27 protein-coding genes and 3 pseudogenes are annotated in these 25,695 nt (G+C 40.0%); 13 read left to right on the top strand and 17 right to left on the bottom strand.

Going from position 1 to position 25,695, the window contains the following annotated elements; genetic code table 11:
* Positions 1 to 416: 416 nt before the first annotated feature.
* Entirely contained in the window at positions 417 to 1,016 is a 600-nt protein-coding gene (gene nfuA / locus DPV92_RS08425) for a Fe-S biogenesis protein NfuA (protein WP_111354481.1), read from the top strand.
* Positions 1,017 to 1,098: 82 nt separating this feature from the next.
* On the opposite strand, the gene DPV92_RS09865 is transcribed toward nfuA, so the two are convergent.
* The 7 genes from DPV92_RS09865 to proQ form a co-directional block, all read right to left on the bottom strand.
* Positions 1,099 to 1,272 carry a DUF5363 domain-containing protein gene (locus DPV92_RS09865; RefSeq protein ID WP_192574191.1) on the bottom strand — a complete coding sequence of 58 codons (174 nt, stop codon included), beginning with the start codon at positions 1,270 to 1,272 and terminating at the stop codon, positions 1,099 to 1,101.
* 82 nt (positions 1,273 to 1,354) lie between these two features.
* Positions 1,355 to 1,846 carry a YajQ family cyclic di-GMP-binding protein gene (locus tag DPV92_RS08430; protein ID WP_111354482.1) on the bottom strand — a complete coding sequence of 164 codons (492 nt, stop codon included), beginning with the start codon at positions 1,844 to 1,846 and terminating at the stop codon, positions 1,355 to 1,357.
* Position 1,847: 1 nt separating this feature from the next.
* Positions 1,848 to 2,723 carry a phosphoserine phosphatase SerB gene (gene serB / locus DPV92_RS08435; RefSeq protein ID WP_111354483.1) on the bottom strand — a complete coding sequence of 292 codons (876 nt, stop codon included), beginning with the start codon at positions 2,721 to 2,723 and terminating at the stop codon, positions 1,848 to 1,850.
* A gap of 45 nt (positions 2,724 to 2,768) precedes the next feature.
* The gene (locus DPV92_RS08440) at positions 2,769 to 3,326 is read right to left on the bottom strand and encodes a YcbK family protein (protein ID WP_111354484.1); all 558 of its coding nucleotides are present in this window, start codon (positions 3,324 to 3,326) and stop codon (positions 2,769 to 2,771) included.
* A gap of 157 nt (positions 3,327 to 3,483) precedes the next feature.
* Positions 3,484 to 5,067: a L,D-transpeptidase family protein gene (locus tag DPV92_RS08445; protein WP_111354485.1), complete on the bottom strand. Its 1,584-nt coding sequence runs from the start codon at positions 5,065 to 5,067 to the stop codon at positions 3,484 to 3,486.
* A gap of 81 nt (positions 5,068 to 5,148) precedes the next feature.
* Positions 5,149 to 7,167, bottom strand: coding sequence for a carboxy terminal-processing peptidase (prc, locus tag DPV92_RS08450; RefSeq protein WP_111354486.1), 2,019 nt, complete (start codon positions 7,165 to 7,167; stop codon positions 5,149 to 5,151).
* 75 nt (positions 7,168 to 7,242) lie between these two features.
* Positions 7,243 to 7,797, bottom strand: coding sequence for an RNA chaperone ProQ (proQ, locus tag DPV92_RS08455; protein ID WP_111354487.1), 555 nt, complete (start codon positions 7,795 to 7,797; stop codon positions 7,243 to 7,245).
* Between the two features lie 323 nt (positions 7,798 to 8,120).
* Here proQ and DPV92_RS08460 point away from each other — a divergent pair, with 323 nt between their 5' ends.
* Positions 8,121 to 8,333, top strand: a complete 213-nt coding sequence (locus tag DPV92_RS08460; protein ID WP_005709600.1) for a cold-shock protein — start codon at positions 8,121 to 8,123, stop codon at positions 8,331 to 8,333.
* A gap of 85 nt (positions 8,334 to 8,418) precedes the next feature.
* Here DPV92_RS08460 and DPV92_RS08465 read toward each other — a convergent pair whose 3' ends face one another.
* A complete protein-coding gene (locus DPV92_RS08465) occupies positions 8,419 to 10,275 on the bottom strand; it encodes a monovalent cation:proton antiporter-2 (CPA2) family protein (RefSeq protein WP_111354488.1) in 1,857 nt (618 codons plus the stop codon).
* A gap of 123 nt (positions 10,276 to 10,398) precedes the next feature.
* On the opposite strand from DPV92_RS08465, the gene DPV92_RS08470 reads away from it, so the two are divergent.
* Positions 10,399 to 10,851 carry a DUF441 domain-containing protein gene (locus DPV92_RS08470; protein WP_111354489.1) on the top strand — a complete coding sequence of 151 codons (453 nt, stop codon included), beginning with the start codon at positions 10,399 to 10,401 and terminating at the stop codon, positions 10,849 to 10,851.
* 61 nt (positions 10,852 to 10,912) lie between these two features.
* Here the strand turns inward: DPV92_RS08470 and DPV92_RS09950 are convergent.
* Positions 10,913 to 11,020 (bottom strand): annotated as a pseudogene (locus tag DPV92_RS09950) (IS3 family transposase); the annotation flags it as partial.
* Between the two features lie 198 nt (positions 11,021 to 11,218).
* Between DPV92_RS09950 and DPV92_RS08480 the strand changes: the two are divergent.
* Together DPV92_RS08480 and DPV92_RS08485 are read left to right on the top strand one after the other, a co-directional pair.
* Positions 11,219 to 11,977, top strand: coding sequence for a hypothetical protein (locus tag DPV92_RS08480; protein ID WP_111354491.1), 759 nt, complete (start codon positions 11,219 to 11,221; stop codon positions 11,975 to 11,977).
* Positions 11,978 to 11,990: 13 nt separating this feature from the next.
* Complete coding sequence (locus DPV92_RS08485) at positions 11,991 to 12,668, top strand: hypothetical protein (RefSeq protein ID WP_111354492.1); 678 nt, start codon at positions 11,991 to 11,993, stop codon at positions 12,666 to 12,668.
* A 71-nt stretch (positions 12,669 to 12,739) separates the two neighbouring features.
* Here the strand turns inward: DPV92_RS08485 and DPV92_RS08490 are convergent, their stop codons facing one another.
* Positions 12,740 to 12,907, bottom strand: coding sequence for an anti-sigma factor family protein (locus tag DPV92_RS08490; RefSeq protein ID WP_111354493.1), 168 nt, complete (start codon positions 12,905 to 12,907; stop codon positions 12,740 to 12,742).
* An 11-nt stretch (positions 12,908 to 12,918) separates the two neighbouring features.
* A pseudogene (locus tag DPV92_RS08495) lies at positions 12,919 to 13,467 on the bottom strand (sigma-70 family RNA polymerase sigma factor).
* Positions 13,468 to 13,618: 151 nt separating this feature from the next.
* Here DPV92_RS08495 and DPV92_RS08500 point away from each other — a divergent pair.
* The gene (locus DPV92_RS08500) at positions 13,619 to 13,861 is read left to right on the top strand and encodes a hypothetical protein (protein ID WP_225791980.1); all 243 of its coding nucleotides are present in this window, start codon (positions 13,619 to 13,621) and stop codon (positions 13,859 to 13,861) included.
* A 54-nt stretch (positions 13,862 to 13,915) separates the two neighbouring features.
* Here DPV92_RS08500 and DPV92_RS08505 read toward each other — a convergent pair.
* The 3 genes and pseudogenes from DPV92_RS08505 to DPV92_RS08515 form a co-directional block, all read right to left on the bottom strand.
* Positions 13,916 to 14,755 (bottom strand): annotated as a pseudogene (locus DPV92_RS08505) (IS3 family transposase); the annotation flags it as partial.
* Positions 14,719 to 15,093, bottom strand: coding sequence for a helix-turn-helix domain-containing protein (locus tag DPV92_RS08510; RefSeq protein ID WP_111354496.1), 375 nt, complete (start codon positions 15,091 to 15,093; stop codon positions 14,719 to 14,721). The pseudogene DPV92_RS08505 and the gene DPV92_RS08510, both read right to left, overlap by 37 nt.
* A gap of 209 nt (positions 15,094 to 15,302) precedes the next feature.
* Positions 15,303 to 16,727, bottom strand: coding sequence for a DegQ family serine endoprotease (locus tag DPV92_RS08515; protein WP_111354497.1), 1,425 nt, complete (start codon positions 16,725 to 16,727; stop codon positions 15,303 to 15,305).
* A gap of 259 nt (positions 16,728 to 16,986) precedes the next feature.
* Here DPV92_RS08515 and mlaF point away from each other — a divergent pair, with 259 nt between their 5' ends.
* From mlaF to murA, 7 genes are all read left to right on the top strand, one after another.
* On the top strand, positions 16,987 to 17,790 hold the full coding sequence (gene mlaF, locus DPV92_RS08520; protein ID WP_111354498.1) for a phospholipid ABC transporter ATP-binding protein MlaF: 804 nt from the start codon (positions 16,987 to 16,989) through the stop codon (positions 17,788 to 17,790).
* Positions 17,783 to 18,559 (top strand): lipid asymmetry maintenance ABC transporter permease subunit MlaE, encoded by a 777-nt coding sequence (mlaE, locus tag DPV92_RS08525; RefSeq protein ID WP_005707442.1) that lies wholly within the window; start codon positions 17,783 to 17,785, stop codon positions 18,557 to 18,559. The genes mlaF and mlaE overlap by 8 nt, the downstream gene beginning before the upstream one ends.
* 24 nt (positions 18,560 to 18,583) lie before the next feature.
* Positions 18,584 to 19,111: an outer membrane lipid asymmetry maintenance protein MlaD gene (gene mlaD, locus DPV92_RS08530; protein ID WP_111354499.1), complete on the top strand. Its 528-nt coding sequence runs from the start codon at positions 18,584 to 18,586 to the stop codon at positions 19,109 to 19,111.
* Between the two features lie 80 nt (positions 19,112 to 19,191).
* On the top strand, positions 19,192 to 19,833 hold the full coding sequence (gene mlaC, locus DPV92_RS08535; RefSeq protein ID WP_111354500.1) for a phospholipid-binding protein MlaC: 642 nt from the start codon (positions 19,192 to 19,194) through the stop codon (positions 19,831 to 19,833).
* Between the two features lie 4 nt (positions 19,834 to 19,837).
* Positions 19,838 to 20,191, top strand: coding sequence for an STAS domain-containing protein (locus tag DPV92_RS08540; RefSeq protein ID WP_111354501.1), 354 nt, complete (start codon positions 19,838 to 19,840; stop codon positions 20,189 to 20,191).
* Positions 20,192 to 20,207: 16 nt separating this feature from the next.
* Positions 20,208 to 20,468 (top strand): BolA family protein, encoded by a 261-nt coding sequence (locus DPV92_RS08545; RefSeq protein ID WP_005709627.1) that lies wholly within the window; start codon positions 20,208 to 20,210, stop codon positions 20,466 to 20,468.
* A 155-nt stretch (positions 20,469 to 20,623) separates the two neighbouring features.
* Positions 20,624 to 21,901 (top strand): UDP-N-acetylglucosamine 1-carboxyvinyltransferase, encoded by a 1,278-nt coding sequence (murA, locus tag DPV92_RS08550; protein ID WP_111354502.1) that lies wholly within the window; start codon positions 20,624 to 20,626, stop codon positions 21,899 to 21,901.
* 49 nt (positions 21,902 to 21,950) lie between these two features.
* Here the strand turns inward: murA and DPV92_RS08555 are convergent, their stop codons facing one another.
* The 3 genes from DPV92_RS08555 to argS form a co-directional block, all read right to left on the bottom strand.
* Positions 21,951 to 22,562: an HI_0552 family protein gene (locus DPV92_RS08555; protein WP_111354516.1), complete on the bottom strand. Its 612-nt coding sequence runs from the start codon at positions 22,560 to 22,562 to the stop codon at positions 21,951 to 21,953.
* 63 nt (positions 22,563 to 22,625) lie between these two features.
* Positions 22,626 to 23,804 carry an Obg family GTPase CgtA gene (gene cgtA / locus DPV92_RS08560; RefSeq protein ID WP_111354503.1) on the bottom strand — a complete coding sequence of 393 codons (1,179 nt, stop codon included), beginning with the start codon at positions 23,802 to 23,804 and terminating at the stop codon, positions 22,626 to 22,628.
* A gap of 145 nt (positions 23,805 to 23,949) precedes the next feature.
* Complete coding sequence (gene argS / locus DPV92_RS08565) at positions 23,950 to 25,677, bottom strand: arginine--tRNA ligase (RefSeq protein ID WP_111354504.1); 1,728 nt, start codon at positions 25,675 to 25,677, stop codon at positions 23,950 to 23,952.
* Positions 25,678 to 25,695 lie beyond the last annotated feature (18 nt).

Consider the following 25,695-nt stretch of genomic DNA (forward strand, 5'->3'; position numbering starts at 1 on the left):
GGGTTTAAAAAATGATTGCGAACAATCGCAACCGCGTATTGAGTTGTAACGAGTTTAACCACAAACGAACTCCCCCACTTATGATTAAAGGTTACAAAAAGCTCTCAAATCGTATCTACAGCATCAAAACATGTGTAAAATAAAACAGCTCATTTTACCTAAAATGCTAAAAAATTTCCATAAAATCCCGACTTTTTTACATTTTACTCTTGAAAAGTTTGAACTTTATCAACATTTAGGCAAGAGCATTTTAACAAATACCCATAACGAGTTACCCTACCTTAATGAGATAGAAAGCACAACAAGAAAAATGTAAAACTATCGAAGAAATCGACCGCTTATCTAGCCTAAAAGCAGAATTAGGCGTAAAATACCCAACAAATTTAGTCAAATATTTAGCCAAATAGAGAGAAAAAATGGAACAAGAACAACTTATTCACATCACTATTTCTGACGATGCACAAGCTCATTTCCGTCGTCTATTAGAACAACAAGAAGAAGGTACAAATATCCGTATTTTCGTTGTAAACCCAGGCACACCAGGTGCAGAATGCGGGGTTTCCTACTGCCCACCAAATGCTGTTGAAGAGACTGACAGTCAATTCGACTACAACGGTTTTTCCGCGTTTGTGGACGAAATCAGTTTACCATTCTTAGATGAAGCAGAAATTGATTACATCACCGATCCAATGGGCTCACAACTCACTTTAAAAGCACCAAACGCAAAAATGCGTAAAGTGGCAGACGACGCACCATTTATTGAACGCTTAGATTATGTGATTCAAACCCAAATCAACCCTCAGCTTGCAAGCCATGGCGGTAAAATTACTCTGATTGAAGTGACTGATGATAAAATCGCTATTCTTCAATTCGGCGGTGGCTGTAATGGTTGCTCAATGGTGGATGTGACCTTAAAAGAAGGCATCGAAAAACAACTGCTTGCAATGTTCCCAGAAGAGCTGGTAGGAGTGAAAGATGTGACCGAACACCAGCGCGGTGAGCATTCTTATTACTAAAAACAAAGGCTACGAAAATACCTATTTTCGTAGCCTTTCGACATTTCTTTCATAAAGTAATAATCGATCAAATTTTTATTTTTTATGAATTATTACTCTCTTTTTTCTCTTTTTTCATTCGATTTTCTGGCTCAGGATCAAATTTCGCAACAGGCACACAACCTCGGCAAGCACCGCGATTAACGCCAAGTTCTTCGCAAAATTGGTCATATTTTTCTAATGTTTTTTTAAACCAGCTTTTTTTCTCATCACTCATTTTTCTTTCCTCCAGTTTGAAAAAAAACGGTAAGATTTCTCTGCTATTTTGCAAATTTGAGAGAAAATTTCACCGCTTGTTATTAATCTCGGAAGTTATTGAATTGGAACGGCTGTCCTAATTCTGCACCTTTCACCAGTTGAATAACAGATTGAAGGTCATCACGAGATTTACCTGTAACACGCACCTGATCGCCTTGAATCTGTGCCTGCACTTTAATTTTTGCATCTTTGATCAGCTTCGTGATTTTTTTCGCCATTTCGGTTTCAATCCCTTGTTTTAGTTTAATCTCTTTACTGTAAAGTTTGCCGTGATGTTCGTTTTCAGATAGAATATCAAGAGAGTTATGCTCAATACCACGTTTTACGCAAGAGCCAATTAAAATCTCAATCAATTGATCTAATTGGAAATCCGACTCAGTAGTAATTTTGATGATTTCGTTTTTCTCATTTAATTCGATAACCGCCTCTACACCGCGGAAATCGTAGCGTGTGCTTAATACGCGATTTGCATTTTCCACCGCATTACGCACTTCGTGTAAGGTAATTTCTGAAACAATGTCAAAAGATGGCATTTTACTTTCCTCTTAATTTATCAAAAATAGTTTTTGCGTTTAACAACAGCAAAATCGCTGTTAAGTCTGCAGAGTTTACCACAAATTTCGCTTGTTCTTGCACTTTTGGTTTAGCGTGCAGTGCTACACCTAAAGTGGCGGTTTTGAGCATCAGTACATCGTTCGCACCATCACCTGCTGCAACCCATTGGCTGGCTGGAATTTGGTATTTTTCGCCCAACATTTCAAGTGTCTCTTTTTTATATTGTGCATCCACCACTTTGCCAAGCACTTTACCTGTGAGCTTGCCATCAATAATTTCCAGCTGGTTTGACACCGCATAATCCAAGCCGTAAGTCTCTTTGAGGTAATCCGCAAAATAATCAAAACCACCAGAAGCAATGGCAATCTTCCAGCCTTGTTGTTTGAGCGTTTGCACCAACAGTTCAAAGCCATCCATAAGCGGTAGATTTTCTCGCACTTTTTGCAAAATACTTTCTGGGGCATTTTCAAGCGTGCCCACGCGTTTACGTAAACTCTGCTCAAAATCTAACTCGCCACGCATCGCACTGGCTGTAATCGCAGAAACCACTTCGCCTGTGCCTGCCAATTTTGCAATCTCATCAATACACTCAATTTTGATTGCGGTCGAATCCATATCCATAAGCAATAAACCTTGTTGATTGAAATTAGGCATTTCTGTTAAATCAGCAAGATCGATATTCAATTGGCGAGCTATTTCTTTGTATTTACAAGCGGTCGATTCTGTTTTAAAAAATGCAACTTGGTAGTCTAAATAGACCGCTTGTCCAACACATTCTGCTGAAATCTGTTGGCTAAATTCGTTAATTTGGGTTTGAGTGAATTGTTTTGCGTAAATAAAAATTGTGTTTGGCATAAAATATATTGGCAAATTAAGAGGATTATATTGTTATATCTAAATCTAAACCCCGAGCCATGTACGTACAGGACCTGTATCAACATGCACAAAATTACTGCGAGGATAATAACCTACACCGCCATTGCTTAAACTTTCCGCCGCTTGCTTCACTTTAACTAATGGTACACCAGAGAATTGAATATCAACTGCCTGCCCACGAATATGGAAGCTGTTGCTTGCAACGCCGTGATGCTCGCGTTTTAATTTTGCATTAGTTTTAGCTGAGCGATAACCACTAATCACTATCACTTCTGCATTACGTAAGCCAAGGCGTTGCTGGAGTTGGTTGAGTTTCACAAAAAGATTAGGATCAATGCGTCTTACTTCTCCCGTACGACGATCACGCATTAGATAATTGAGCTGTTTTAGATCATTTGCGACTAAATTATTGCCGTTGAATTTGACGGCGTAGGTATCGCCCGTGTTGATATTGCGAAAACGTAGTGCAAGCGGCTTCACCGTAGACAGGCTTGCCAACACCTGTTGGGGGAGTAAACTCGCCCCTAATACAATACCGCCTAGCGAAAGCCATTTGCGGCGTTGAAGATTAATTGGATTCATGAATCACCTCATTCATTGAGTTGAATAAAATTAAATTGTCTGAAATCAAAGAGATAACTTAATTTTATTAAACATAAATTATTACATTTGAGATTATTATAAAAACAAAAGTTCCGAGAAGCGGTTAATTCTTCTCGGAATTTTTCATTTTTGCAAATTAGATCACATTTTTAACCGCTTGCCAGTTAAGATTTGGCTTTGGCTGATTTTGATCGAGCTTGTAAATATCTGGCAAGGTAAACACTTTCCCTCCTTCTACCCACGTAGTAACGTAGTAGAGATATACAGGGTTTTCAGAGTTAATTCTTGCAGATGTTGTTTTTTTGCTGTCTAGCACTTTTTGCTGTTTATCGGCAGACCAACCCGCTTCACGCAATAATACGGTCGCTAATTCATCCGCTTTTGCCACACGCACACAGCCCGAACTTAACGCACGATCTGTTTTTCCGAATAATCCACGGTTTGGCGTATCGTGTAAGTAAATCGCATCTGAACTTGGCATATTGAATTTATAACGACCTAATGCACTATCATCGCCCGCTTTTTGGCGGATACGATATGGAATGCTTTTCGTGTTGAGATATTTTGACCAGTTCACGCTATATGGATTCACTTTGTTACCACTGCCATCTAAGATTTCGTAGTTGCGCGTATCGGCAATGCCTGGATTTTTCGCCAACGCAGGAATGATGTCTTTGCTTAAAATCGTTGGTGGTACATTCCAAGGTGGATTTACCACTACATTGCTTAATTTGCTATACATCACAGGCGTACGGCGATCTTCTCGACCAACAATTACTTTCGATTGCAGCACAGGTTTGCCATCAAGGAAATAGTAAAGCTGATAGCTTGGAATATTCACGAAAATGCCATTATTAAAACTTGGGATAATACGCAGACGCTGAGCATTCAATGCTAATTTATAGAAAGTCGTTGCGTTTGAATCGATCGATTTTTCTCCGCCTTTTGCAGGTTTCCCTTTTGTCGCTTTTTTCTCACCGCTTGCAGCAGTACCATTTGGCGACATTGCCAATAAGCGGGCTGTCGTTTCTTGATATAAATGGTTGCTAGGCACAAGATTATTCACAAACTGAGCTGCATTGCCATTTTTTACGGCGCTTGCCCAGCTTGAGATATTGTCCAAACTTGGTGCTGAAGTGCGGTATGAACCTAAGTTGTAGAGCCAATTATTAGCATTACGTGCGACATTTTTGTTGTAGTAAAGATAATCTAAAAAAGCATCAGTAAGCAAAATATCACGAGCTAAAAACTCTTCTGGCTGATTTAAAATTTGTTGTAATGTACCCACTGCTTTATTTGATACACCACTTGCAGCAAAAAGAGCATACTCTTTTAAAAAAGTACGCGTTGCTGTTGCATCCGACCACATTGGTGCGAAATCGTTATCTAAATAAACTTTAGCCGTTGTTGAGCTTAATAATAAGGCATTATTGCCCACTTCTTGCTTCACACGCGTTTCTGCTTCAGCAAGTTTACGCACTTGCTCTTGGCGAATTTGCTCCTGTTCTACTGCATAATTTGCATCTTTTGCCAACTCTGTTGCTCGCTCTTGCTGAGCTTCAAAACTTAACAGAGGTAAGATTTTATCTTGTTGCGTCTGTAGGCCATGTTGCTGATTCGTTTGTTGAATAGGTAAAGTTGCCTGCTCAACAGTTGTCGTTTCCGCCATTGCAATTGCCGAAAGGCTCATCACTAATGGCAATAATTTAAATTTTTTCATCATGAAATCTCTAACCTAAAAATTAAGCCGCTTGTTGGTTTTACCTCAGCGGCTTAGTAAGATTACAATATTATAAAGAGTTTACGCTTTTTTATCAATTTCTAACCAATCAACCATCATTTGCTCGGTTTCTTTTAAATAGAAATCAGGTGCTTCGTAATCTTTTGGTAATGCATCAATATCTTTGAGCGTTTTTTTACCTTCACGTTTAAAGCGTTCGTTTAAGTTTTTCAAACGGCGATCTTCGTCCTCTTTATTCTCTTTTTGGCGTTCAGCTAAATTAAGCGACATAAATTTACGCTCATCACGCTCTTTACGAATCGTAATATCTTCATTCACCACGATAAATTCTGGATTTTTCGCTACACGTTCCTCGTGTTTTTGGGTTAAAGTCTCAACCGCATCCCGAGCGTGCCCTGCTTCTTGATAATTTGCAGCAGGAATTTTATCCCAAGGCAAGGCGTTATCTTCAAAGCTTTCACCCGTTTTCGCGGCATTGATGATTTCAGGGAATTTAATATCCGCATCTACCCCTTTTAATTGCGTACTGCCACCGTTAATGCGGTAAAATTTTTGGATGGTATATTGAATATAACCTAACGGATCTTTATCCAAATCATATACAAAATTCAATGAGCGGCTTTGTTGCACCGTCCCTTTGCCGAAAGTTTGTTGCCCTACGATGATTGCACGGTTATAATCTTGCATCGCTGCCGCAAAAATTTCTGAAGCGGAAGCACTATGGCGGTTGATCATCACCATCAACTTGCCGTCATAGATCGATTTATCCGCCTCAGGATCTTCGTGCACTTTAATGCGATTGAAAGCATCACGCACCTGCACAACAGGTCCTTCTTTAATAAATAAACCAGATAATTCAATTACTTCCGTTAAAGAACCACCGCCATTTTCGCGTAAATCAATGATGAGAGCGTCCGCTTTTTTCTCTTTCATTTGTGCCAATAATTTACGCACATCGCTGGTTAAGCCAATATAGAAAGAAGGAATTTTAATCACAGCGATATTTTTACCATCAACTTTATCCATGCTAAGTTTAGCCGCACTGTCTTCAATACGAACTTTATCACGAGTTAAAGAGATAATTTTGGTTTTCCCCCCTTTCTCTGGTTCAATTTCTAAACGAACCACCGAGCCTTTTTTACCTTTGATCTTATCAACCACATCATCTAATCGCCAGCCAATAACATCTTCAATCTCTCCTTTTTCGCCTTGACCCACACCCACGATTTTATCACCCACTGAGATTTTTTTACTGCGAGCAGCAGGTGCACCAGGTACAAGTGAACGGATAGAAGTAATATCATCTTCCATTGAAAGCGTTGCTCCAATGCCCTCAAGTGAGAGGTTCATACTCTCTTGGAACGCTTTAGCTGCACGAGGTGATAAATAGCTCGTATGCGGATCGATTTCACGTGCAAACGCATTCAAATAAGTTTGTAAAATATCATCAGCCTTAATTTGCGTGAGACGTTTAATCGCTAAATCATAGCGTTTCACCAAAGTTTTCTTGATTTCAGGCCATTTTTTCTCTTTGAGATAGAGATTGATAATGTCATTTTTGACACGTTCTTCCCAAAGTTTATCTGCCTCTGCCGTTGTTTTCGGGAATGGTGCTTTATCACGCTCAACTTCAATTTGATCGTTAACTTTTAAATCAGGTTCTTTATCCAATAAAGAAAGAGCATATTTATAGCGTTCATAACGACGTTTAGTCATTAAATCATACATATCAAAAGCAGCACTCAATTCGCCTGCATAGAGCTGATCATCTAACTTAGTTCCATATTTTGCACGCATCTCTTCAACATCTGATTGCAAGAAAGTATTGTGTGCAGGATCTAAAAAGTCGATATAGCGATTAAAAATCTTGCTGGCAAATTCATCGTCTAATTTGAATTTTTCGTAATGAGATTGGGTTAAACGAGCGGTAACACGTTTGGTAGAAATGCTATGCTGATCGTTAGGTTTTGGAATCACTAACGCATTTTCTTTGATTTGAGGTTCAACCGCAAAGCTACTATTCACAAAAAGTCCCATTGTGAATAACGCCATCAAACGGCTTACTTTATTGAGTTTCATGCTTGTCCTGATATGCTATAAAGATGCTATTTAAATAATAATTCTCTCCCACAAGGGGAGAGGGAAATAATAAAATTATCGACCAAATTTTGTTGCTAATGCAGCTAAACTTTCTGCTGATGCTGCAGGAGCATTAGAGGCTGGTTTCTTCGCTTTTGGCGTAAATTTACGAGCCGTTTTATTTTGCTCATCTCTCTGTTTTTTGAAGAACTCTTTACGTTGTGCTTTACGCTGTTCTGCTTTACGAGCTGCCACCGATTCACGAGATTGTGCTAAAGTTTGTGCTGCGTGTTCTGCTTGTTGTTCATCAACAATACCTGCTTCTTCGCCTTGTAAACCTACACGTACTGCATTTGGTTTACACGCTGCAAGATAGCGCCAACTCATTGTATAACCGCGTAATGCTTGACGAAGCTGTGTTTTGCTTACGGTTTCATCGTCAGCTAATGCTGCGGACAAATCTTCAAATAAACCGATTTTAACTGGTTTTGCCTCACCTTCCACACTAAAACAAAGCGGGAATTTTTCTGCTAAATAGGCAATAACTTCTTTAACAGGTGGATTTACTTTATTCGTGTTTGAAGCTTTTTCACTAGTTTCAACTGCTGCTTGTACTTCTTGTTCAGACATAATTTCTTCCGTTTTTAACTGAAAATAAGGGGTTAGATAGCATAAGACTTAAGGTGGTAACTATATTTTATTTAACCCGCTTCGTCCATAGATTTACCTAATTTTTCGTGTAAATAGGTCAATCATTTTAACGGAAAAGTTCAGATTATTTTCCACGCTCTTTCCTATCTCAAAAATAACATTTGCTTTCTTAGTGAATAAATGGTCTAATCAACACGCTTTTGCGACTTAATGTGATCGCTTTTCTTCTCAAAAATGAGAGTGTTTTAGTTGTCCATCATCTCTCTTTAGCAATTTTGATTTATTTTTAGAAGGAAAACACTATGTCAGCATTAATCGGCACAGTAAAATGGTTCAATGCAACCAAAGGTTTCGGCTTTATCGCACCAGAGCAAGGCGGTGAAGATATTTTTGTACACTTCTCAGCAATTGAAAACAACGGCGGTTACCGCACATTAGAAGAAGGTGCCAAAGTACAATACGAAGTGCAAAAATCAGATCGTGGTTTATCTGCAGTAAATGTAAAAAAAATCTAAACATCATTAACAAATGAGGCTGATATTTACTACAAATATCAGCCTCTTTGTCTATTTGAGAAAACGCCTGTGGTTACAAGCGGTATTATTTTTCCTCTTCTTTGCGAATTTCCTTTTTCTCTTCTTCCAAAATCTCTGCAGCCTCTTCATTCAAGGCTTTAGCATCACAATGCGGTTTGATGAAGGGTTTTGGTGTCCAATATTTTTTCACAATTTCGGAGGAAAAGCCGTGCAGAACCTCTTCATTTAAACGATCTTGGTCAAGTGAACGAACTTCAGCAATCACTTCATCCGCTTCCACTTGGTTAATACCCAGTTTCATTAAGGTCGCACGGCTTAGGGTTAAGGCAGATTCAAACGTTTCACGTACGATAAAATCCACATCTTTCTTAATAAGGCTTACCGTCGTTTGGCGGTCGTAAGTTCGGGTTAAAATGGGTAATTTTGGGTAAGCCTCTTTTAACTGGCTTACAATTGCTTCAATGCGGTCGGTATCGTTGATCCCGATAACCACGCATTTGGCTTTTTCAATGCCCGCGGCGTGGAGCACATCTAATCGAATACCATCACCGTAGTACACTTTAAAACCGAATTTTGCGGCAGCTCGGATATTTTCAATATTGCGGTCAATCACAGCAACATTGATACCACGAAGTAGTAAAGTTTGGCAGACAATTTGGCTGAAACGACCAAATCCAAGCACCAACACGGTGTCTTCTAAATCCACAATCGGGTCGAGATCGCTGGTATCTTGTGCAATATTCTGTCTATTTTCTGCTCGTTGAGCCATCTTGCGAGCAAGCTGGGTGATCAAGGGTGAAAAGAGCATAGAGAGAATCACCGCTGCCGTAAAAGTCGCATTTTCGTGAGCTGACATTACGCCAGCCGAAGTTGCTGCGGAAAAGAGTACAAACGCAAATTCGCCTCCGTGTGCAAGCAATGCCATACGTCCAAAGGCTTCGCGATGTTTTAAACGCGTTAAACGTGCAACTAAATAAACCGCTAAGCCTTTGCCTAAAATGTAGAGGCAGACGATACCGAGCAATAAAAAGAGATGGTTAAATACAAGGCTTAAATCAAGCGACATACCCACGCCCATAAAGAAAAGCCCGAGCAATAAGCCACGGAATGGCTCAATATCTGCTTCTAATTGGCGACGGAATGCTGATTCTGACAACATTACACCTGCAACAAATGCCCCCATTGCCATTGAAAGCCCGCCAAGCTCCATTGCTAGCGCTGCACCAAGTACAACGAGCAACGCCCCTGCAGTCATCATTTCTCGCACGTGAGCTTTAGAAATTAAGCGGAATAGTGGGTTCATCAACCATTTGCCCGAAACGATTAAACCTACAACCGCCGCAAGAGCAATGCCAATTGAAGTCCAATCAGTTGCGTGTTCCGCATTGGCTGAGTTCGGCACTAAAAAGGCAACGGATGCTAAAAGTGGCACAATAGCTAAGTCTTCAAAAATGAGGGTAGAAATCACACGCTGCCCTTTCGGCGTGCTAGTAATACAGCGATCTTCGAGTGTTTGCATAACAATAGCAGTAGAAGAGAGGGTAAAGCCCATTCCCGCAATAAAAGCAACTTCTTTGGAAAGATTAAGCAGATAAATGCCAGCAAAGGTCAGCAAACAGCCACAAAATCCCACTTGCAAGAGACCGCGTCCGAAAATGGCTTTTCTCATCGCCCAAAGGCGTTCGAGGTGCATTTCTAGCCCAATAATAAAGAGGAACATCACCACACCTAATTCGGCTAAATGCACGACAGCCGCAGGATCTTGGATAATGCCAAAGACAGATGGACCAATCAAACAACCTGCCACCAAATAGCCCAATACGCTACCTAGCCCAAGACGTTTAAAAAGTGGTACGATAGTGACGCTTGAGGCAAGCAGAATCACCGTTTTAATCAGATCAGGACTGGCAACACTCGACATAACATTCCTCAAAAATAATCAATCAATTTCTCTTTATTTTATCGTTTTCGTCGGAAATAAAAAACACACTAATTGGATAAATTGCTATAATTTATCCCCTTATTTTTCACATCTGGAATGATTATGTCATTACAATTTAATATGATTGCCCTCTTGCTCATTGTGTTGCTGATTTTAGGCGTAATTAGTCACAATAATGCGATTACCATTTCTGCGGCGGTGTTATTGATTATGCAACAAACGCTCCTTTCAAAATATATTCCTTGGATTGACCAATACGGTTTAAAAATCGGGATTATTATCCTCACACTTGGCGTATTAAGCCCGCTTGTTTCTGGCAAAATTCAACTGCCTGAACTTTCTTATTTTGTGCATTGGAAAATGTTTGCCTCGATTGCTATCGGCGTACTCGTCGCTTGGATTGCCGGCAAAGGCGTTGATTTAATGGCAACCCAACCGGTTCTAGTTACGGGATTAATGATTGGCACGGTCATTGGTGTTTCATTTTTCGGTGGGATTCCTGTTGGACCGTTAATTGCCGCAGGGATTTTGGCATTGGTGATTGGGAAGGTTTAGGATAGAATATCGAATAAAACATAAATAGAATGATCTGCCCCCAAAAAGTTGGACAGGTTAGTTAACTTAAATATTGAGCTCGGTATTGTACTGGGCTCAATCCTTTTAAACCAAGTTTAATTCGGTTTTGGTTGTAATACACTACATATTCTTCAATTTCAGCCTGTAATTCAGCAATTAAAAAACAGCAAGTTAAGGTTTCATCAGCTGCGGCTGTAGGTGGTGGAACTGTTGCTTGTGGTTTAATGCGTTGGGGGTGTAAATACCATGATTTTTCTACTCCTCCAAAGTTGATAAAACAATTTGAGCCTACTGAGAGTACTGAATTAAATTAAATAATAGGATAAGACTACATTAAAGGTTAAAAATGGCAAAAAGGAAAAAATCATCTAGCGATAGTAGTGGCGTAATGTTAATTGCTTTCATTCTAATTATTTTTATTACCCCTATTATTTTGTTTATTGTTCTTGTGTATTCACTATGCAAATTTTTTAAAAATACCAAGCATCTTAGACCATTAAAAGGTACTTATGATGATTTTTGGCTTGATTCTCGTACAATAGATACTTGGAAGTTTTATGATGAAATTTGGAGAGTAAACTATCATAAGCTTAGAAATATTGAAGAGACTGTTAAAGAGTTAGATATCTCTGTAAATAAAGATGGTTCAATTAGTACAAGAAGTAAAGCGGGGAAAAAACTTAAGGCTGATTTTGATAAGGCTACACTGGAAAAAAATAATGCTTGGGATCAATTATATGAATTAATATATTTGCCTCAAGAACGTTGGAAAAGTGTAAATAAAAGCTTGCAATATAGCATTGCTTCTTTTTGGGGCTTGGTGATTTATGGGCTGGGTTACGTGTATTTACAATTAACATATCAGGTTAGAATTGAATGGGCTACACTCGGAGCAAATTTAGATTCATTGAAAGAATTGTTTAATGCTGTATCTCAAATAGAATGGCTAAAATTTGATGGATGGTATTTATTTTTGCTTTCAATCGGTGTAGCTATTATCACAGCATTAATAGCTTTTATTTATTCAACTCCACTGAATAGAATTACTCCTTATCCACCAGAAGTTGAAACAAATAATGTAGATTTATATGAAGGAAAATATTAATTGGTGATTACGTATGAAAAGAGATATTCATAAAGTTATTGCTTTATTTGATAATGAATCGCAAGATATGCATCACCGCTATTATAGCTTTGATTTTTGTTATTCATATTTTCGTTTATCAAAAGAAAATGGTGAGTTTGATGTAGAAAAGAGCTGTCAAGTGCTATGGAGTTATTTAGCAAGTTGGGGAATGTTGCGTGGTTCTAGCTTCTTACTACAGAAAAACCCTGCTTATTTAAAGGATTTAGTTAACTGGATTTATGCTCAACCGTTAGATATTTGGATAATTGATGTTGAGCACTATGACAGTAAGAAAAAAGAGATTTTGAATTTATATGCTAATGCTAAAAAATATCTTTTAAAAAATGAGAAACATCAAGCTACTACATTAGTAACAAAGGTATTATTAGGTGTTTTTGCTATCATTCCGGCGTATGATCGTTTTTTTAAAGAAACGTTTAGTGATATAGCCGGAAAAGATTGTGGCTTTAGTATCCCAAATGAAAAATCTTTAGATATTATCTCTAAATTTTATAAAGAAAATAAAGAGGATATAGATCAATTAAGCAAAGAACGTAAGGTATTTGATTTTGATGGTAATGAAACAAAATATTATTATTCAAAAGCGAAGTTGATTGATATGTATGGCTTTCAGTTTGGACGTAGTAAAACTAAAATGCTAAAAGCTTGATTTTCTAGCTTGGAGCGTTATGTGCGATATATAAAGCTTAAATTTACAAGCGGAAGTTGTCTTCCGCTTTTTTATCCTTTGAAATCCTTCATTAATTTTCTCAATGTGCCACAATTTCGTTGAAATTTACGACAATGTGTACAAATGGAAAGATGAAGATTGAGCCCAATTTTTTCTTTGGTCATTAATTGGCGTTCTTGAGCATCTGATATGAGGCGAGTTGCTTGGCGACATTTCATAAAGTCACTCCTTAAAGTTTATGAGATAAGCAGTTTTGAAGTTGTAAGCGGGCACGATAGAGTGTCGTGTGCAAGTTACTTATACTTAGTTGATTTTCTTGGCAAATTTCTTCGGAAGATAATTCCAAAAACTCTCTTATCATAAAAATCTTGGCTTGTTTGGCCGGTAGGCAAGTCAAACAAGTTTCAAAAATCAGCCAAAACTCTTCAGAATAGACCGCACTCTCGCTCTGTTCAAGATCAAGTGAGGAATGTTCAGCTTTCCAGTGTCCACCTTCATCAAAGAAATGATTGGTTTGTTCTTCATCTTCAATTTCGGTTTCTAGCATTAATTTGCCTTTCTGGCGAAGAAAATCAATGATTTTATTTTTTAAGATAACAAAGACTCAGGTTTTAAATGCCGCTTGTCGCTTAAAGTGCTCGAGATTGTTAAATGCACTCAAAAAACTTTTTTGAACTAAATCTTCAGCTAATACAGGATTATTCACCTGTAATGTGGCAAATTTCAGCATTTGCTCTCTAATTTGTGTCAGTTCTTTATCGGAAATTCCGGTTTCCATAGTTTTTTCTTGGAATGAAAGGGGAAGACCTTTCTAGATAACGTTAATTATTCACAAATTAAGGAAGATTCAAAATGAAAAATATTACTGCAAAACAACCTTTACTGCTATTGCTGCACTTTTCTTCGCAAACAGTCTTTATGCGACCGATATGAAATCTAATGAAATGTCGATGGCAAAAGATCCCATGCCGATGACAAAAGACGCTATGCCAATGCAAAACGACAAAATGGCATCTGATGGAATGATGAAATCTCATGATATGAAATCTCATGATATGAAATCTCACGACATGAAAATGGATAATATGAAATCAGAAGGAATGCAATCTGATGATATGAAAACAAAAGAAATGAAGAAAAAAGCAAAAACAATGGAAAACCCGAAAATGTAATGCTTTCTTCTTAAAAGAAAAACTGATCTGCCCCCCAAAAGTTGGACAGGTTAGTTAACTTAAATATTGAGCTCGGTATTGTACTGGGCTCAATCCTTTTAAACCAAGTTTAATTCGGTTTTGGTTGTAATACACTACATATTCTTCAATTTCAGCCTGTAATTCAGCAATTGAATGATAACTCCGTGAGTAAAAACACTCTGATTTTAGTATCGAAAAAAAGCTTTCAATCACCGCATTATCGTAGCAATTTCCTCGGCGGCTCATACTTTGCACTGCTTTACCCTCCAACATTTTCCTCCATTCTGCCGAGTTATACAATACACCTTGGTCGCTATGAATAATCGGGCATTCTGTCGGTTTAAGCCGACTAAGCCCTTGTTCTAACATCTTTTTTACCAATGAAAACTTCGGGCGTGTCGCAAAGTTATAGGCAATAATTTCTCGGTTAGCCAAGTCCATCAACGGTGAAAAATAAAGCTTTTCTTGCCCAACATGAAATTTCGTGACATCTGTTACCCATTTTTGATTGAGTGCCGTTGCGGTAAAATCACGATTCAGCAAATTCAGGACAATATGCGATGTTTTTCCTTGTTTTCCATGTCTTTGCTTGCGTAAAATGGAATGAATACCTAACTCGTTCATCAGCTTTAACACCGTTTTATGATTCAAATGAAAACCCATTTGGCGTAATTTACACGTCATAGGGCGATAACCATCTCGTTTTCTGTTCTTTTTATACAGCGATAAGATAGCCTCTTTTACCTCGTGATAATCTCGCTTAATCTCTTTATAGTAAAAGCTTGAGCGAGGCATTTTAGCCACACGAAGTAAATCATTTAACGCGCGGTCTGGCTTCAAGCTTTCAATGATTTTTCTTTTTTCTGTCGCTGTTTTTGACGGTCGAGCGCCTCCAGCTCCTTTAGGTAAGCAATCTCCGCTCGAGCTAAGGCGAGCTCTCTCTGTAACTTTTTAAACGCTTTAGGTGAAAAGTCTGTGGTCTCTGGAGTTTCAATGTCTTTCTTTTTCATTTTTGGCTTCACTATTTTCGGGGTTTGAAGGTTTGTATGAGGCGATTTTACGCCATCAAGCCCTCTTTCCCGAAATGCTTTTAGCCAATAAATGACGAGAGCGTGGGAAATTTGATGAAGTTTAGCCACCTCACGGATACCATAATCCTGTTCGATGACGAGTTTGATAATTTTCAAACGAAATTGATAAGAGTAGGACATAATCTGCACCTCAAATTAGGTATCCAGGTTTTGGGGTGCAGATCAAATAGCGGTCAAAAATTGGCAAAAGTTTACCAAAATTCAATGCGTTATTGTAGTTTATGAATAAGAGCGTGATTCTATTACCTTATTTTTCCATGAAAAATGGAGCGTTAAAAATTAACGCTCCATCTAGATTTTGCTATATTATCAGTTATAGAAAAGGGTCATTATTGAACCATCAAGAAGAAATTCGCGCCATCACGCACAATGTTTAAGTAAACCACCGATGGTTTTTCACCTAATACTTTTCGTAATTCACTCATATTTTCAACACGATGACGGTTTACCCCCACGATTAAATCGCCTTTTTTCAGCCCGCGTGCTTCGGCTAATGATCCTTTTTCAACTTTGGTAATTGCAACGCCTTTCACGCCTTTTTCATCTTGGTTTGTGTATTCCGCACCTTTCAATTCTGGCAATAAATCTGTTACAGAACCTGTGCTGCCAATTTCAGATTGAAGCGTCACTTTTGTTTTTGCAATTTTGCCATCGCGTAAATAGGTTAGCTCAATATCTTTGCCTACACCTGCGGTTGCGATTTTCGCACGCAATTCGCTGAAACTATGTAATTTTTGACCATTAAGTTCGGTAATCACATCGCCTGCTTTTAAGCCTGCCTTATCTGCTGCTGATTTCGGGAATACTTCGCTAACAAACGCACCTTGTTGCGCATCTACACCAAACTCTTTGGCTAAGTCTGCGTTTAATTCACCCCCTTTAATACCAAGCATACCGCGTTTTACTTCGCCAAATTCAATAATTTGTTGCACAAGGCTGTTTGCCATATTAGATGGGATTGCAAAAGCAATACCTGCGTTACCACCACTTGGTGAAATAATCGCGGTGTTGATACCAATCAATTCGCCTTTTAAGTTGATTAACGGGCCGCCAGAGTTACCTTGGTTTACTGCTGCATCGGTTTGAATATAGTTTTGATAGCCTTCATCTGCATTACCTGTTGAGCGACCTAATGCAGAAATAATCCCTGAAGTTACGGTTTGACCTAAACCGAATGGGTTACCGATTGCCACGCTAAAATCACCCACGCGTAATTTATCAGAGTCAGCAAATTTTAATGCAGTTAAATTTTTGGGATTTTCGATTTGCACTAAAGCGACATCAGACTGCGGATCAGCGCCTACCAATTTTGCTTTAAACTCACGACCATCATCTAATTGGATGGTGATTTTATCAGCATCTTTAATCACATGATTGTTGGTAATCACATAACCTTTTTCTGCGTTAATAATCACACCAGAACCTAAACCACGGAATTGACGAGGAGCTGCATCGTCGCCAAAACGGTCGCCAAACATATCGCCAAAGAAGAATTGAAATTCTTCGGGTAAATCACGCATACGGCTGCGACCTTGAGATTGTCCATCTTTCGCTTTGCCTTCCACAGAAATACTCACCACCGCTGGGCGTACTTTGTCTAACATATCTGCTAAAGATGGCATTGCTTGGTTGTTATTAGTTTGACCTGCAACTGCTGAAATAAATGGAAGGTTGATTTCTGCTTTAGCGGGCATTGATGCTATGCCTAATGCTAAAATTGATGCTGTGATAATTGATTTTTTTAATGTTTTCATATTTGCTTTGTTTCCTAATTATTCGTAGGGTGGGCAAAAATACCGTGCTACGAGAGTGAATCCCACAAACAAGGCGAAATGAACTCTCACGCCTTGCTCGTGTCTGATAGGACAGAAAAATTTTTAGAGAGTTCTAAACATTGCAAAATTTTCTAAAAATTTGACCGCTATTTGAAAAATAAAAAGCATTTTGGCTTTATTTCGTTGGGTGGAGTATAATCCACCTTTATTTTTGTATTTAAGAAAGGTATTAAATTCAATGCAACACACTGAAAACCTGGTTGAAGTAAACAACCTCACCTTTAAACGAGGGGAGAGGGTGATTTACGACAATCTCAATCTGCAAGTGCAGAAAGGTAAGGTGACAGCAATTATGGGTCCTTCTGGTATTGGTAAAACCACCTTATTACGCTTAATTGGTGGGCAGCTAGTGCCAAAATCGGGCAAGATTTTATTTGATGGGCAAAATGTTTGCACCGCATCAAATAAAACGCTTTATCAAATCCGCCAACGAATGGGAATGCTTTTCCAATCGGGGGCGTTATTTACGGATTTATCCACTTTCGACAATGTTGCGTATCCTATTCGTGAACATACCAATTTACCCGAAGAGCTTATTCGAAAATTGGTGTTAATGAAATTGGAATCGGTCGGCTTGCGCGGTGCAGCGCAGTTAATGCCATCAGAACTCTCTGGCGGTATGGCTCGCCGTGCGGCGCTCGCACGTGCAATTGCCTTAGATCCCGATTTAATTATGTATGATGAGCCTTTTACAGGGCAGGATCCGATCAGTATGGGCGTGATTGTTGAGCTAATTAAAAAACTCAACCAAGCGCTAAATTTAACCTCGATTGTGGTTTCGCACGATGTGACCGAAGTGCTAAGTATTGCCGATTACGCCTACATTGTGGCAAACAAAACCGTGATTGCACAAGGCACGCCAGCACAATTGATGCAAAGCCAAGATCCGCAAGTGGTGCAATTCTTAGCAGGTAAAGCCGATGGTCCTGTGCATTTTCATTATCCAGCCAAAGATTATGTAGAGGATTTGTTTAATGATTAACTTTATTACTCAAATTGGGGCTTCAACTATCCAATTTATCCGTGCATTCGGGCGTGCTGCTTTTATGCTATGGGGTGCATTGATTGGTAAGCCACAATTTCGCAAACATACGCCACTTTTAATCAAGCAACTGCACGTAGTCGGTGTACAATCCTTGCTGATTATTATGCTTTCAGGCTTATTTATCGGAATGGTGTTAGGCTTACAAGGCTATGTGGTATTAGTCGATTTCGCGGCAGAAAGTAGCTTAGGTACGTTAGTTTCGCTCTCTTTACTACGCGAACTTGGACCAGTCGTCACCGCCTTACTTTTCGCAGGGCGAGCAGGATCGGCATTAACCGCAGAAATTGGCTTAATGAAAGCGACCGAACAGCTTTCTAGCCTTGAAATGATGGCAGTTGATCCACTTCGCCGAATTATCGCACCGCGTTTTTGGGCTGGGGTGATTTCTATGCCAATCCTTGCCGTGATTTTCACCGCAATTGGTATTTGGGGCGGTTCGCTTGTGGGTGTCGATTGGAAAGGTGTCGATTCAGGCAGCTTCTGGGCGGTAATGCAAAATTCTGTTCACGTAAGCGACCTAGTTAATGGCTTTGTAAAAAGCGTGATTTTTGCTTTGGCCGTGGTTTGGATTGCGTTGTTTAATGGCTACGATTCCACACCAACCTCGGAAGGTATTAGCCAAGCAACAACTAAAACTGTAGTGCACGCCTCATTAGTGATTCTAGGCTTAGATTTTATTTTAACTGCCATTATGTTTGGTGGTTAATCCATTTGAATAAAAGGAAATACAATGCGTCAATCAATTAAATATGAATTTTGGGTAGGCTTATTTGTGCTACTCGGCTTATTAGGCTTGGCATTTTTAGGGCTTAGAGTTGCCAACGTGCAAGGTTTTAGCTCAGAAAAAACTTACACTCTTTACGCAACTTTCGATAATATCGGCGGACTAAAAGTGCGAGCACCAATTAAGGTAGGTGGCGTAGTGGTTGGTCGTGTCTCAGATATTCAGCTAGACGAACAAAGCTACACCCCAAAAGTAACCTTAGCGGTTAATGAAGAATTTAACAAAATTCCAGACACCAGCTCACTCTCTATCAAAACCTCAGGTTTATTAGGCGAACAATACATTGCCTTAAACGTTGGCTTTATGATGGAAGGCGAAACGGAATATATGAAATCAGGCGACAGCTTTGCTGATACAAACTCGGCAATGGTGTTAGAAGATTTAATCGGTCAGTTCCTGTATGGCGACAAAAAATCATCAGATGCTGAACCAAAAACTGAAGGTGAAAAAGCAGAAACACCTGCTACACCTTAATTTTTATCTTACAAGCGGTAAAATATTTACAAAAATTTACCGCTTGCAAATAAATTAACTTTCTCTATGGAGTGTTTTTAATGTTAAAACAAATCAAAAAAATCATCGTTGCAGGTTTTCTTTCTGTAGCAACTTTGTTCTCAAGCCAAGCATTTGCAGAAACGAGCCCTTATGTATTGATGCAGCAAACAGCAGATAAACTGTTTAGTGACATCAAAGCTAACCAAGGAAAAATTAAATCAAACCCTGAATATTTGCGTACCATCGTACGCAACGACTTAATGCCACACGTACACGTAAAATACGCAGGTCAATTAGTCTTAGGTAAATCGCTTTCATCTGCAAGCGAAGCACAACGCGAAAAATTCTTTGATGCGTTTGGTCAATTCATTGAACAATCTTATGCACAAGTATTAACGCAATATAGCGATCAAAAAGTAGAAATCGAAAGCGAAAAACCGACGGATGGAAAATCTATTGTGACTATTCGCGTCAATGTGATTTCAGCTAACAATGCGCCACCAATCAAACTTGATTTCAAATGGCGCAAAAACAGCCGTACTGGCGAATGGCAAGCGTATGATATGGCTGCAGAAAACGTAAGTATGGTAGCAACCAAACAAAATGAGTGGAGTGGCATTTTGCGTCAGCAAGGTATTGATGCATTAACCGCTCAAGTTGCACAATCTGCAAAACAACCGATTACACTTTCTAAAAAATAATAGTATGAAGCCCGAAAAAACATTACAATGGAGTGTTTTTCAGAACAATGAAAGCCAAGTAGTGCAATTAAAAGGCGAATTAACTCGTGCCACGTTGCGCCCATTATGGGAGCAACGTGCTTCTTTTTTACAAACCAATGCTAATCAAGCCCTTTATTGGGATTTAGCTCAACTTGCACGTATTGATTCGGCTGGCTTTGCTTTCCTCACTGAATTATTAAACCATTACGGAAAACAGACAAAGAATGGCTTAATTCACTTGCCTGAAGTGATTAAAACACTTGCTGAACTTTACGGTTTAAGCGACTGGATTAAGCCATATATCCCAAACGAGAATCAAAATGTTATTAATGCCTAAGGATCCCGATCAACTTATGGAACTCACTCAAATCGAAAATCTACTAAAAGAACACCTCACTGATGCAACCGAAATCCACATTCAAGGTGAAAACTCACACTTCGGCGTGATTGTGGTAAGCGATACCCTTGCTGCACTTTCTCGGGTAAAACAGCAACAAGCGGTTTATGCACCACTTGGCGAGCTTTTCTCAAGCAACATTATTCACGCCTTAACCATCAAAGTGTTCTCAACCGAGCAATGGAAAAAAGAACGCTTGTTGAATATGGCGGGATAATTATCTAATCATCTGTTTTTTGCATCGCATTATTGTAGAAACGTGTTTCACACGTCTGAAAAAATTAAGTGATGTCAATGGGCGTGTGCAACACGCACCTACATAAAAATAAAAATAACGCACTTGCCACAAAAATCAATTATTAAGGAAAAACAATGGAAAAATTCCGTGTTACTGGACCTGCTACACTGAGCGGCTCAGTCAATATTTCAGGAGCTAAAAATGCTGCGCTACCGATCCTTTTTGCAGCAATCCTTGCTACTGAACCCGTCACCTTAACCAACGTTCCCGTATTAAAAGATGTGGATACGACATTTAAAATATTACGTAAATTAGGCGTTGTGGCTGAGCGTGCAGAAAATGGCGATGTACATATTGATGCAAGCAATATCGATCACTACATCGCACCTTACGAATTAGTGAAAACAATGCGTGCCTCTATCTGGGCATTAGCACCGTTAGTTGCTCGCTTCCACGAGGGTCAAGTGTCATTACCAGGCGGCTGTACTATCGGTGCTCGTCCTGTTGATATGCACATTGCAGGCTTAGAAAAAATGGGCGCAACCATTGAATTAGACGAAGGCTATGTGAAAGCGACCTCAAATGGACGCCTACATGGTGCTCAAATCTATATGGATAAAGTCAGCGTGGGGGCGACCTTATCTGTGATGATGGCGGGCACACTTGCAGAAGGGACAACGGTTATCGAAAATGCAGCACACGAGCCAGAAATTGTGGATACTGCAATTTTCTTAAATGCAATGGGGGCAAAAATCTCAGGTGCAGGCACAGGCACAATTACCATTGAAGGGGTTGAACGCTTAACAGGCTGCACACATCGCATTGTTGCTGACCGTATCGAAACGGGTACATTCTTAATCGCCGCAGCGGTTTCTGGCGGTAAAATCACGTGCCATGGCACTAAAGCAGATACGCTTGAAGCTGTAATTGAAAAATTACGCGAAGCTGGAATGGAAGTGACGGTAACAGAAGATACCATTACGCTTGATTCAAAAGGACAGCGTCCAAAAGCGGTGAATATTCGCACAATGCCACATCCTGGTTTCCCAACCGATATGCAAGCGCAATTTACCCTGTTAAATGCGATTGCTGAAGGCACAAGCCGCATTACCGAAACTATTTTTGAGAACCGCTTTATGCACATCCCGGAGCTTAACCGAATGGGTGCAAAAGGCGAAATTGAAGGTAATACCGCTATTTGCCACGGTGTAGAAAAATTAAAACCCGCTGAAGTGATGGCAACCGACTTACGTGCTTCAATCAGCTTAGTGTTAGCAGGCTGTATCGCTGAAGGCGAAACCATCGTGGATCGTATCTACCACATCGACCGCGGCTACGAACACATTGAAGAAAAATTACGTGGTTTAGGTGCAACCATCGAGCGTTTTTCTGAAAGTTCCGAAGAAGCGTAAGAGCATAAAACAACACAAAGGCGAGATATTCTCGCCTTTTATTTATCTGTTACCGATGACAGGCTTCATAAAGCGGTAATAATTCTTGAATAGTTTGCAAAATAAATTCTGCCACATCAATTTTAGCCAAATCTTTCCGCTCAACATTTTTACCGATGCACCAATAAGCCTCTAGATCTTCTAGCATTAAATCATCAAGTTCTTTCAACTTTTTGAAATCAGCATATTCACTTTCATTACCTTGCCAAATCTCAAAATCTTGATATTTTTCTCGATCCAAATTTTCCCACCATTGCTGATATTGTGGCAATTTAACTTGGGAACGATCCGCACGATAACAATGCCAATCAAGACTAACTTGCAACCGTCTGCGGTTCAAAATAACCGATAAAATTACCGCTGAATTTTGGTTAAATTCATACTTATAAAAGGTAAAAAAATGAGCACGAACTTGCCAACCATTGCACCAACGCTCAATATGGGGCTCGGCAAATGGCATTCCCAATTTTCGATAAACATCAAGGCTCAACGCTTTCCACACTTCCCAATTCGCCTTGTATTTTGCTTTGATGCTCGGAATATCCTCAGGGCAATATTTTTTCATTTGGGCAAATTGAAAGAAGGGAATATCAAAAATTTCGCAAAATTGACTATTTAACATTTGCATTTTTTCCTATTAAAAAGACCGCTCGCAAGCAGTCTTCTTTTTCATCTAATTTACCAATTATCGATTAGTATAAACGAACTCGACACCTTCTTCGTCTTCTTCTGACCAATCGTCATCGAAGTCGTCCCAGTCGTCTTCTTCAATCACGTTTTGCATCGCTTCTTGATGGTAGTCGTCCCATTTGAACTTCACTTCATCAGCTTCTTTATTTTCTTCTTCCACTTCACGTGGGTTGGCTTCAATAAAGTCCATAATATCGCGCGTTAATACAGGCACATTTTGACCTGTTGCAGCCGAAATAAGGTAATAATCCCCATCCCAGCCTAAGCGTTCAACAATCTCTTTAGCACGCTCTTGAGCTTCTTCTTCGCTCATCGTATCAATTTTATTGAACACTAGCCAAGTCGGTTTTTCTGCTAATTTTTCGCTATATTTGAACAATTCGCTCTCGATAATCGCCACGTTATCAGCTGGATCGCTCTCATCAATCGGCATAATATCCACAAGGTGAATCAAGATACGGCAACGCTCTAAGTGTTTTAAGAAGCGAATACCTAAGCCTGCACCGTCGGCTGCCCCCTCGATCAAGCCAGGAATATCTGCCACCACGAAGCTTCGGTCTGAACCGATACGAGCCACGCCTAAACTTGGCACAAGCGTAGTAAACGGATAATCCGCCACTTTTGGTTTCGCCGCAGAAACGCTGCGAATAAAAGTCGATTTACCTGCGTTTGGTAAGCCAAGCATCCCGACGTCTGCCAAGAGCATTAACTCAAGCAATAAATCACGTTTTTCGCCTGGGGTGCCGTTGGTTTTTTGGCGAGGTGCACGGTTTACAGAGGATTTAAAACGGGTGTTACCTAAGCCGTGATAGCCACCTTTTGCTACCAACATTTTCATTCCGTGTTTGGTTAAATCGCCAATCACTTCCTGGGTATCGTTATCAATCGCACGCGTTCCGACTGGTACGCGTAATGTGATGTCGTTACCACGATGCCCCGTACAACCTGCACTGCGCCCATTCTCTCCACGCCCTGCGGCATAGCGTTTTTCAAAGCGGTAGTCGATCAGGGTGTTTAAGTTTTCGTCTGCGATTAAATAAACATCACCGCCATCTCCACCATCCCCCCCGTCTGGCCCGCCTTTCGGGATATATTTTTCACGGCGGAAGCTCACACAGCCATTCCCACCGTCGCCTGCTTCAACACGAATCAGGGCTTCATCAATAAATTTCATTTTGTTTCCTTTTCTTGATCCCCCCCTCTTTAGTAAAGAAGGGAGGAGGAGATTTGTTGGATATCGCATTTACAAATGTCAGTGAAAAAATCACCGCTTGCAAAATCTCCCCTAACCCCTCTTTGCAAAAGAGAGGGATCTCTAATTACATTTTCTCTACAGTCTTAATCCCTAACAGATCCAAACCTTGTTTTAACGTTTTCGCCGTTAATGCCGCCAAACGTAAACGGCTGTTTTTCACCGCCTCTTCCGCATTCAAAATTGGGCAAGCCTCGTAGAAGCCCGAGAATGCCCCCGCCAATTCGTATAAGTATTGGCAAAGAATATGCGGCATACCATCTTTTGCTACGCCGTTTAAGGCTTCTTCAAATTGCAATAATTTTACCGCCAGTTCGCGCTCTTTTTCTTCGGTTAACACGATTTCTCCCGTTAATTGGTCTGCATCAATGCTACTACGGGCGAAAATCGAACAAATACGGGTGTAAGCGTATTGCATATAAGGTGCGGTGTTGCCTTCGAAAGTCAGCATATTGTCCCAGTCGAACACATAGTCGGTAGTACGGTTTTTCGAGAGATCTGAGTATTTCACCGAGCCGATTGCCACGGCTTCTACTACTGCTTCTTTTTCTTCCACACTCAATTCTTGGCTGCGTTCAGAGATGAGCTTGTCTGCACGTTCTACCGCTTCATCAAGCAAATCTTTCAGTTTCACCGTGCCGCCTGAACGGGTTTTGAATGGCTTACCATCTTTGCCTAACATCATACCGAAGAATGGGTGTTCAAGGCTGAAAGAGTCTGGCACATAGCCCGCCTTGCGGGTAATCAACCATGCTTGTTGCATATGTTGTGCCTGGCGGCTGTCGGAGAACACCAAAACGCGGTCGGCATTCAAGGTTTCGTAGCGATATTTTGCTGCCGCAATATCGGTTGTGGTGTATAAAAAACCGCCATCTTTTTTCTGCACGATAACGCCCATTGGATCGCCATCTTTGTTTTTAAATTCCTCTAAGAACACCACCAATGCACCGTCATCTTCGACCGCCAAACCTTTCTCTTTTAAGTCTGCTACGATTTCTGGCAGCATCGGGTTGTAAAGGCTTTCACCCATCACATCTTTTTCGGTCAAAGTCACGTTCAAGCGGTCGTAATTTTCTTGGTTGTGGCGCATCGTAATATCGACTAATTTTTTCCACATTGTGCGGCAATATTTGTCTCCACTTTGTAGTTTCACCACATAGTTACGCGCTTTTTCTGCGAATGCTTCATCACTATCGTAATGCTCTTTTGCTGCACGGTAGAAGGCTTCAAGGTCGCTTAATTCCATCGCCGTGGCATTTTCGTTTTCCATTTTTTCAAGGTAAGCGATAAGCATACCGAACTGCGTTCCCCAATCGCCAACGTGGTTCGCACGAATCACATTGTTGCCTAAAAACTCAAGGGTACGCACCACCGCATCGCCAATAATGGTCGAACGTAAATGCCCAACGTGCATCTCTTTCGCCACGTTTGGCGATGAATAGTCAATCACGATCGTTTGCGGATTTGCAGTTTGAATACCAAAATTGACCGCTTGCAATGCAGAATTTGCATTCGCTGCCAACCAATCTTTATCCAAGAAAATGTTGATAAAGCCTGGCCCTGCGATTTCTAATTTTTCCGCAATGCCGTCTAAATTTACGTTATCCAAAATTTTCTGAGCAAACTCACGAGGGTTCACCCCTAATTTTTTTGCAGTACCCATCGCACCGTTCGCTTGGTAATCGCCAAACTCTGGCTTACCCGATTGACGCACTAACGGCTCAACATTCTCGTCTGCTCCCGCAAGAATCATTGCTTGCTTGATTTTATCTGATAAAATTTGCTGAATATTCACTTTTTAACCTATTGCATA

The sequence above is a fragment of the Pseudohaemophilus paraphrohaemolyticus genome, assembly GCF_003253115.1.
GTDB lineage: Bacteria > Pseudomonadota > Gammaproteobacteria > Enterobacterales > Pasteurellaceae > Haemophilus_A > Haemophilus_A paraphrohaemolyticus_A.

Coding starts and splice junctions, on each gene's coding strand:
- DPV92_RS08540 (WP_111354501.1), top strand. CDS start 19,838: ATGAAGCCCGAAAAAACATTACAATGGAGTGTTTTTCAGAACAATGAA.
- prc (WP_111354486.1), bottom strand. CDS start 7,167: ATGAAACTCAATAAAGTAAGCCGTTTGATGGCGTTATTCACAATGGGA.
- DPV92_RS08445 (WP_111354485.1), bottom strand. CDS start 5,067: ATGAAAAAATTTAAATTATTGCCATTAGTGATGAGCCTTTCGGCAATT.
- DPV92_RS08515 (WP_111354497.1), bottom strand. CDS start 16,727: ATGAAAACATTAAAAAAATCAATTATCACAGCATCAATTTTAGCATTA.
- nfuA (WP_111354481.1), top strand. CDS start 417: ATGGAACAAGAACAACTTATTCACATCACTATTTCTGACGATGCACAA.
- cgtA (WP_111354503.1), bottom strand. CDS start 23,804: ATGAAATTTATTGATGAAGCCCTGATTCGTGTTGAAGCAGGCGACGGT.
- serB (WP_111354483.1), bottom strand. CDS start 2,723: ATGCCAAACACAATTTTTATTTACGCAAAACAATTCACTCAAACCCAA.
- DPV92_RS08430 (WP_111354482.1), bottom strand. CDS start 1,846: ATGCCATCTTTTGACATTGTTTCAGAAATTACCTTACACGAAGTGCGT.
- mlaF (WP_111354498.1), top strand. CDS start 16,987: ATGCAACACACTGAAAACCTGGTTGAAGTAAACAACCTCACCTTTAAA.
- DPV92_RS08470 (WP_111354489.1), top strand. CDS start 10,399: ATGTCATTACAATTTAATATGATTGCCCTCTTGCTCATTGTGTTGCTG.
- DPV92_RS08490 (WP_111354493.1), bottom strand. CDS start 12,907: ATGAAATGTCGCCAAGCAACTCGCCTCATATCAGATGCTCAAGAACGC.
- DPV92_RS08460 (WP_005709600.1), top strand. CDS start 8,121: ATGTCAGCATTAATCGGCACAGTAAAATGGTTCAATGCAACCAAAGGT.
- DPV92_RS08545 (WP_005709627.1), top strand. CDS start 20,208: ATGGAACTCACTCAAATCGAAAATCTACTAAAAGAACACCTCACTGAT.
- DPV92_RS08465 (WP_111354488.1), bottom strand. CDS start 10,275: ATGTCGAGTGTTGCCAGTCCTGATCTGATTAAAACGGTGATTCTGCTT.
- mlaD (WP_111354499.1), top strand. CDS start 18,584: ATGCGTCAATCAATTAAATATGAATTTTGGGTAGGCTTATTTGTGCTA.
- DPV92_RS08555 (WP_111354516.1), bottom strand. CDS start 22,562: ATGTTAAATAGTCAATTTTGCGAAATTTTTGATATTCCCTTCTTTCAA.
- mlaC (WP_111354500.1), top strand. CDS start 19,192: ATGTTAAAACAAATCAAAAAAATCATCGTTGCAGGTTTTCTTTCTGTA.
- DPV92_RS08480 (WP_111354491.1), top strand. CDS start 11,219: ATGGCAAAAAGGAAAAAATCATCTAGCGATAGTAGTGGCGTAATGTTA.
- DPV92_RS08510 (WP_111354496.1), bottom strand. CDS start 15,093: ATGTCCTACTCTTATCAATTTCGTTTGAAAATTATCAAACTCGTCATC.
- DPV92_RS08485 (WP_111354492.1), top strand. CDS start 11,991: ATGAAAAGAGATATTCATAAAGTTATTGCTTTATTTGATAATGAATCG.
- mlaE (WP_005707442.1), top strand. CDS start 17,783: ATGATTAACTTTATTACTCAAATTGGGGCTTCAACTATCCAATTTATC.
- DPV92_RS08500 (WP_225791980.1), top strand. CDS start 13,619: ATGAAATCTAATGAAATGTCGATGGCAAAAGATCCCATGCCGATGACA.
- proQ (WP_111354487.1), bottom strand. CDS start 7,797: ATGTCTGAACAAGAAGTACAAGCAGCAGTTGAAACTAGTGAAAAAGCT.
- murA (WP_111354502.1), top strand. CDS start 20,624: ATGGAAAAATTCCGTGTTACTGGACCTGCTACACTGAGCGGCTCAGTC.
- DPV92_RS09865 (WP_192574191.1), bottom strand. CDS start 1,272: ATGAGTGATGAGAAAAAAAGCTGGTTTAAAAAAACATTAGAAAAATAT.
- DPV92_RS08440 (WP_111354484.1), bottom strand. CDS start 3,326: ATGAATCCAATTAATCTTCAACGCCGCAAATGGCTTTCGCTAGGCGGT.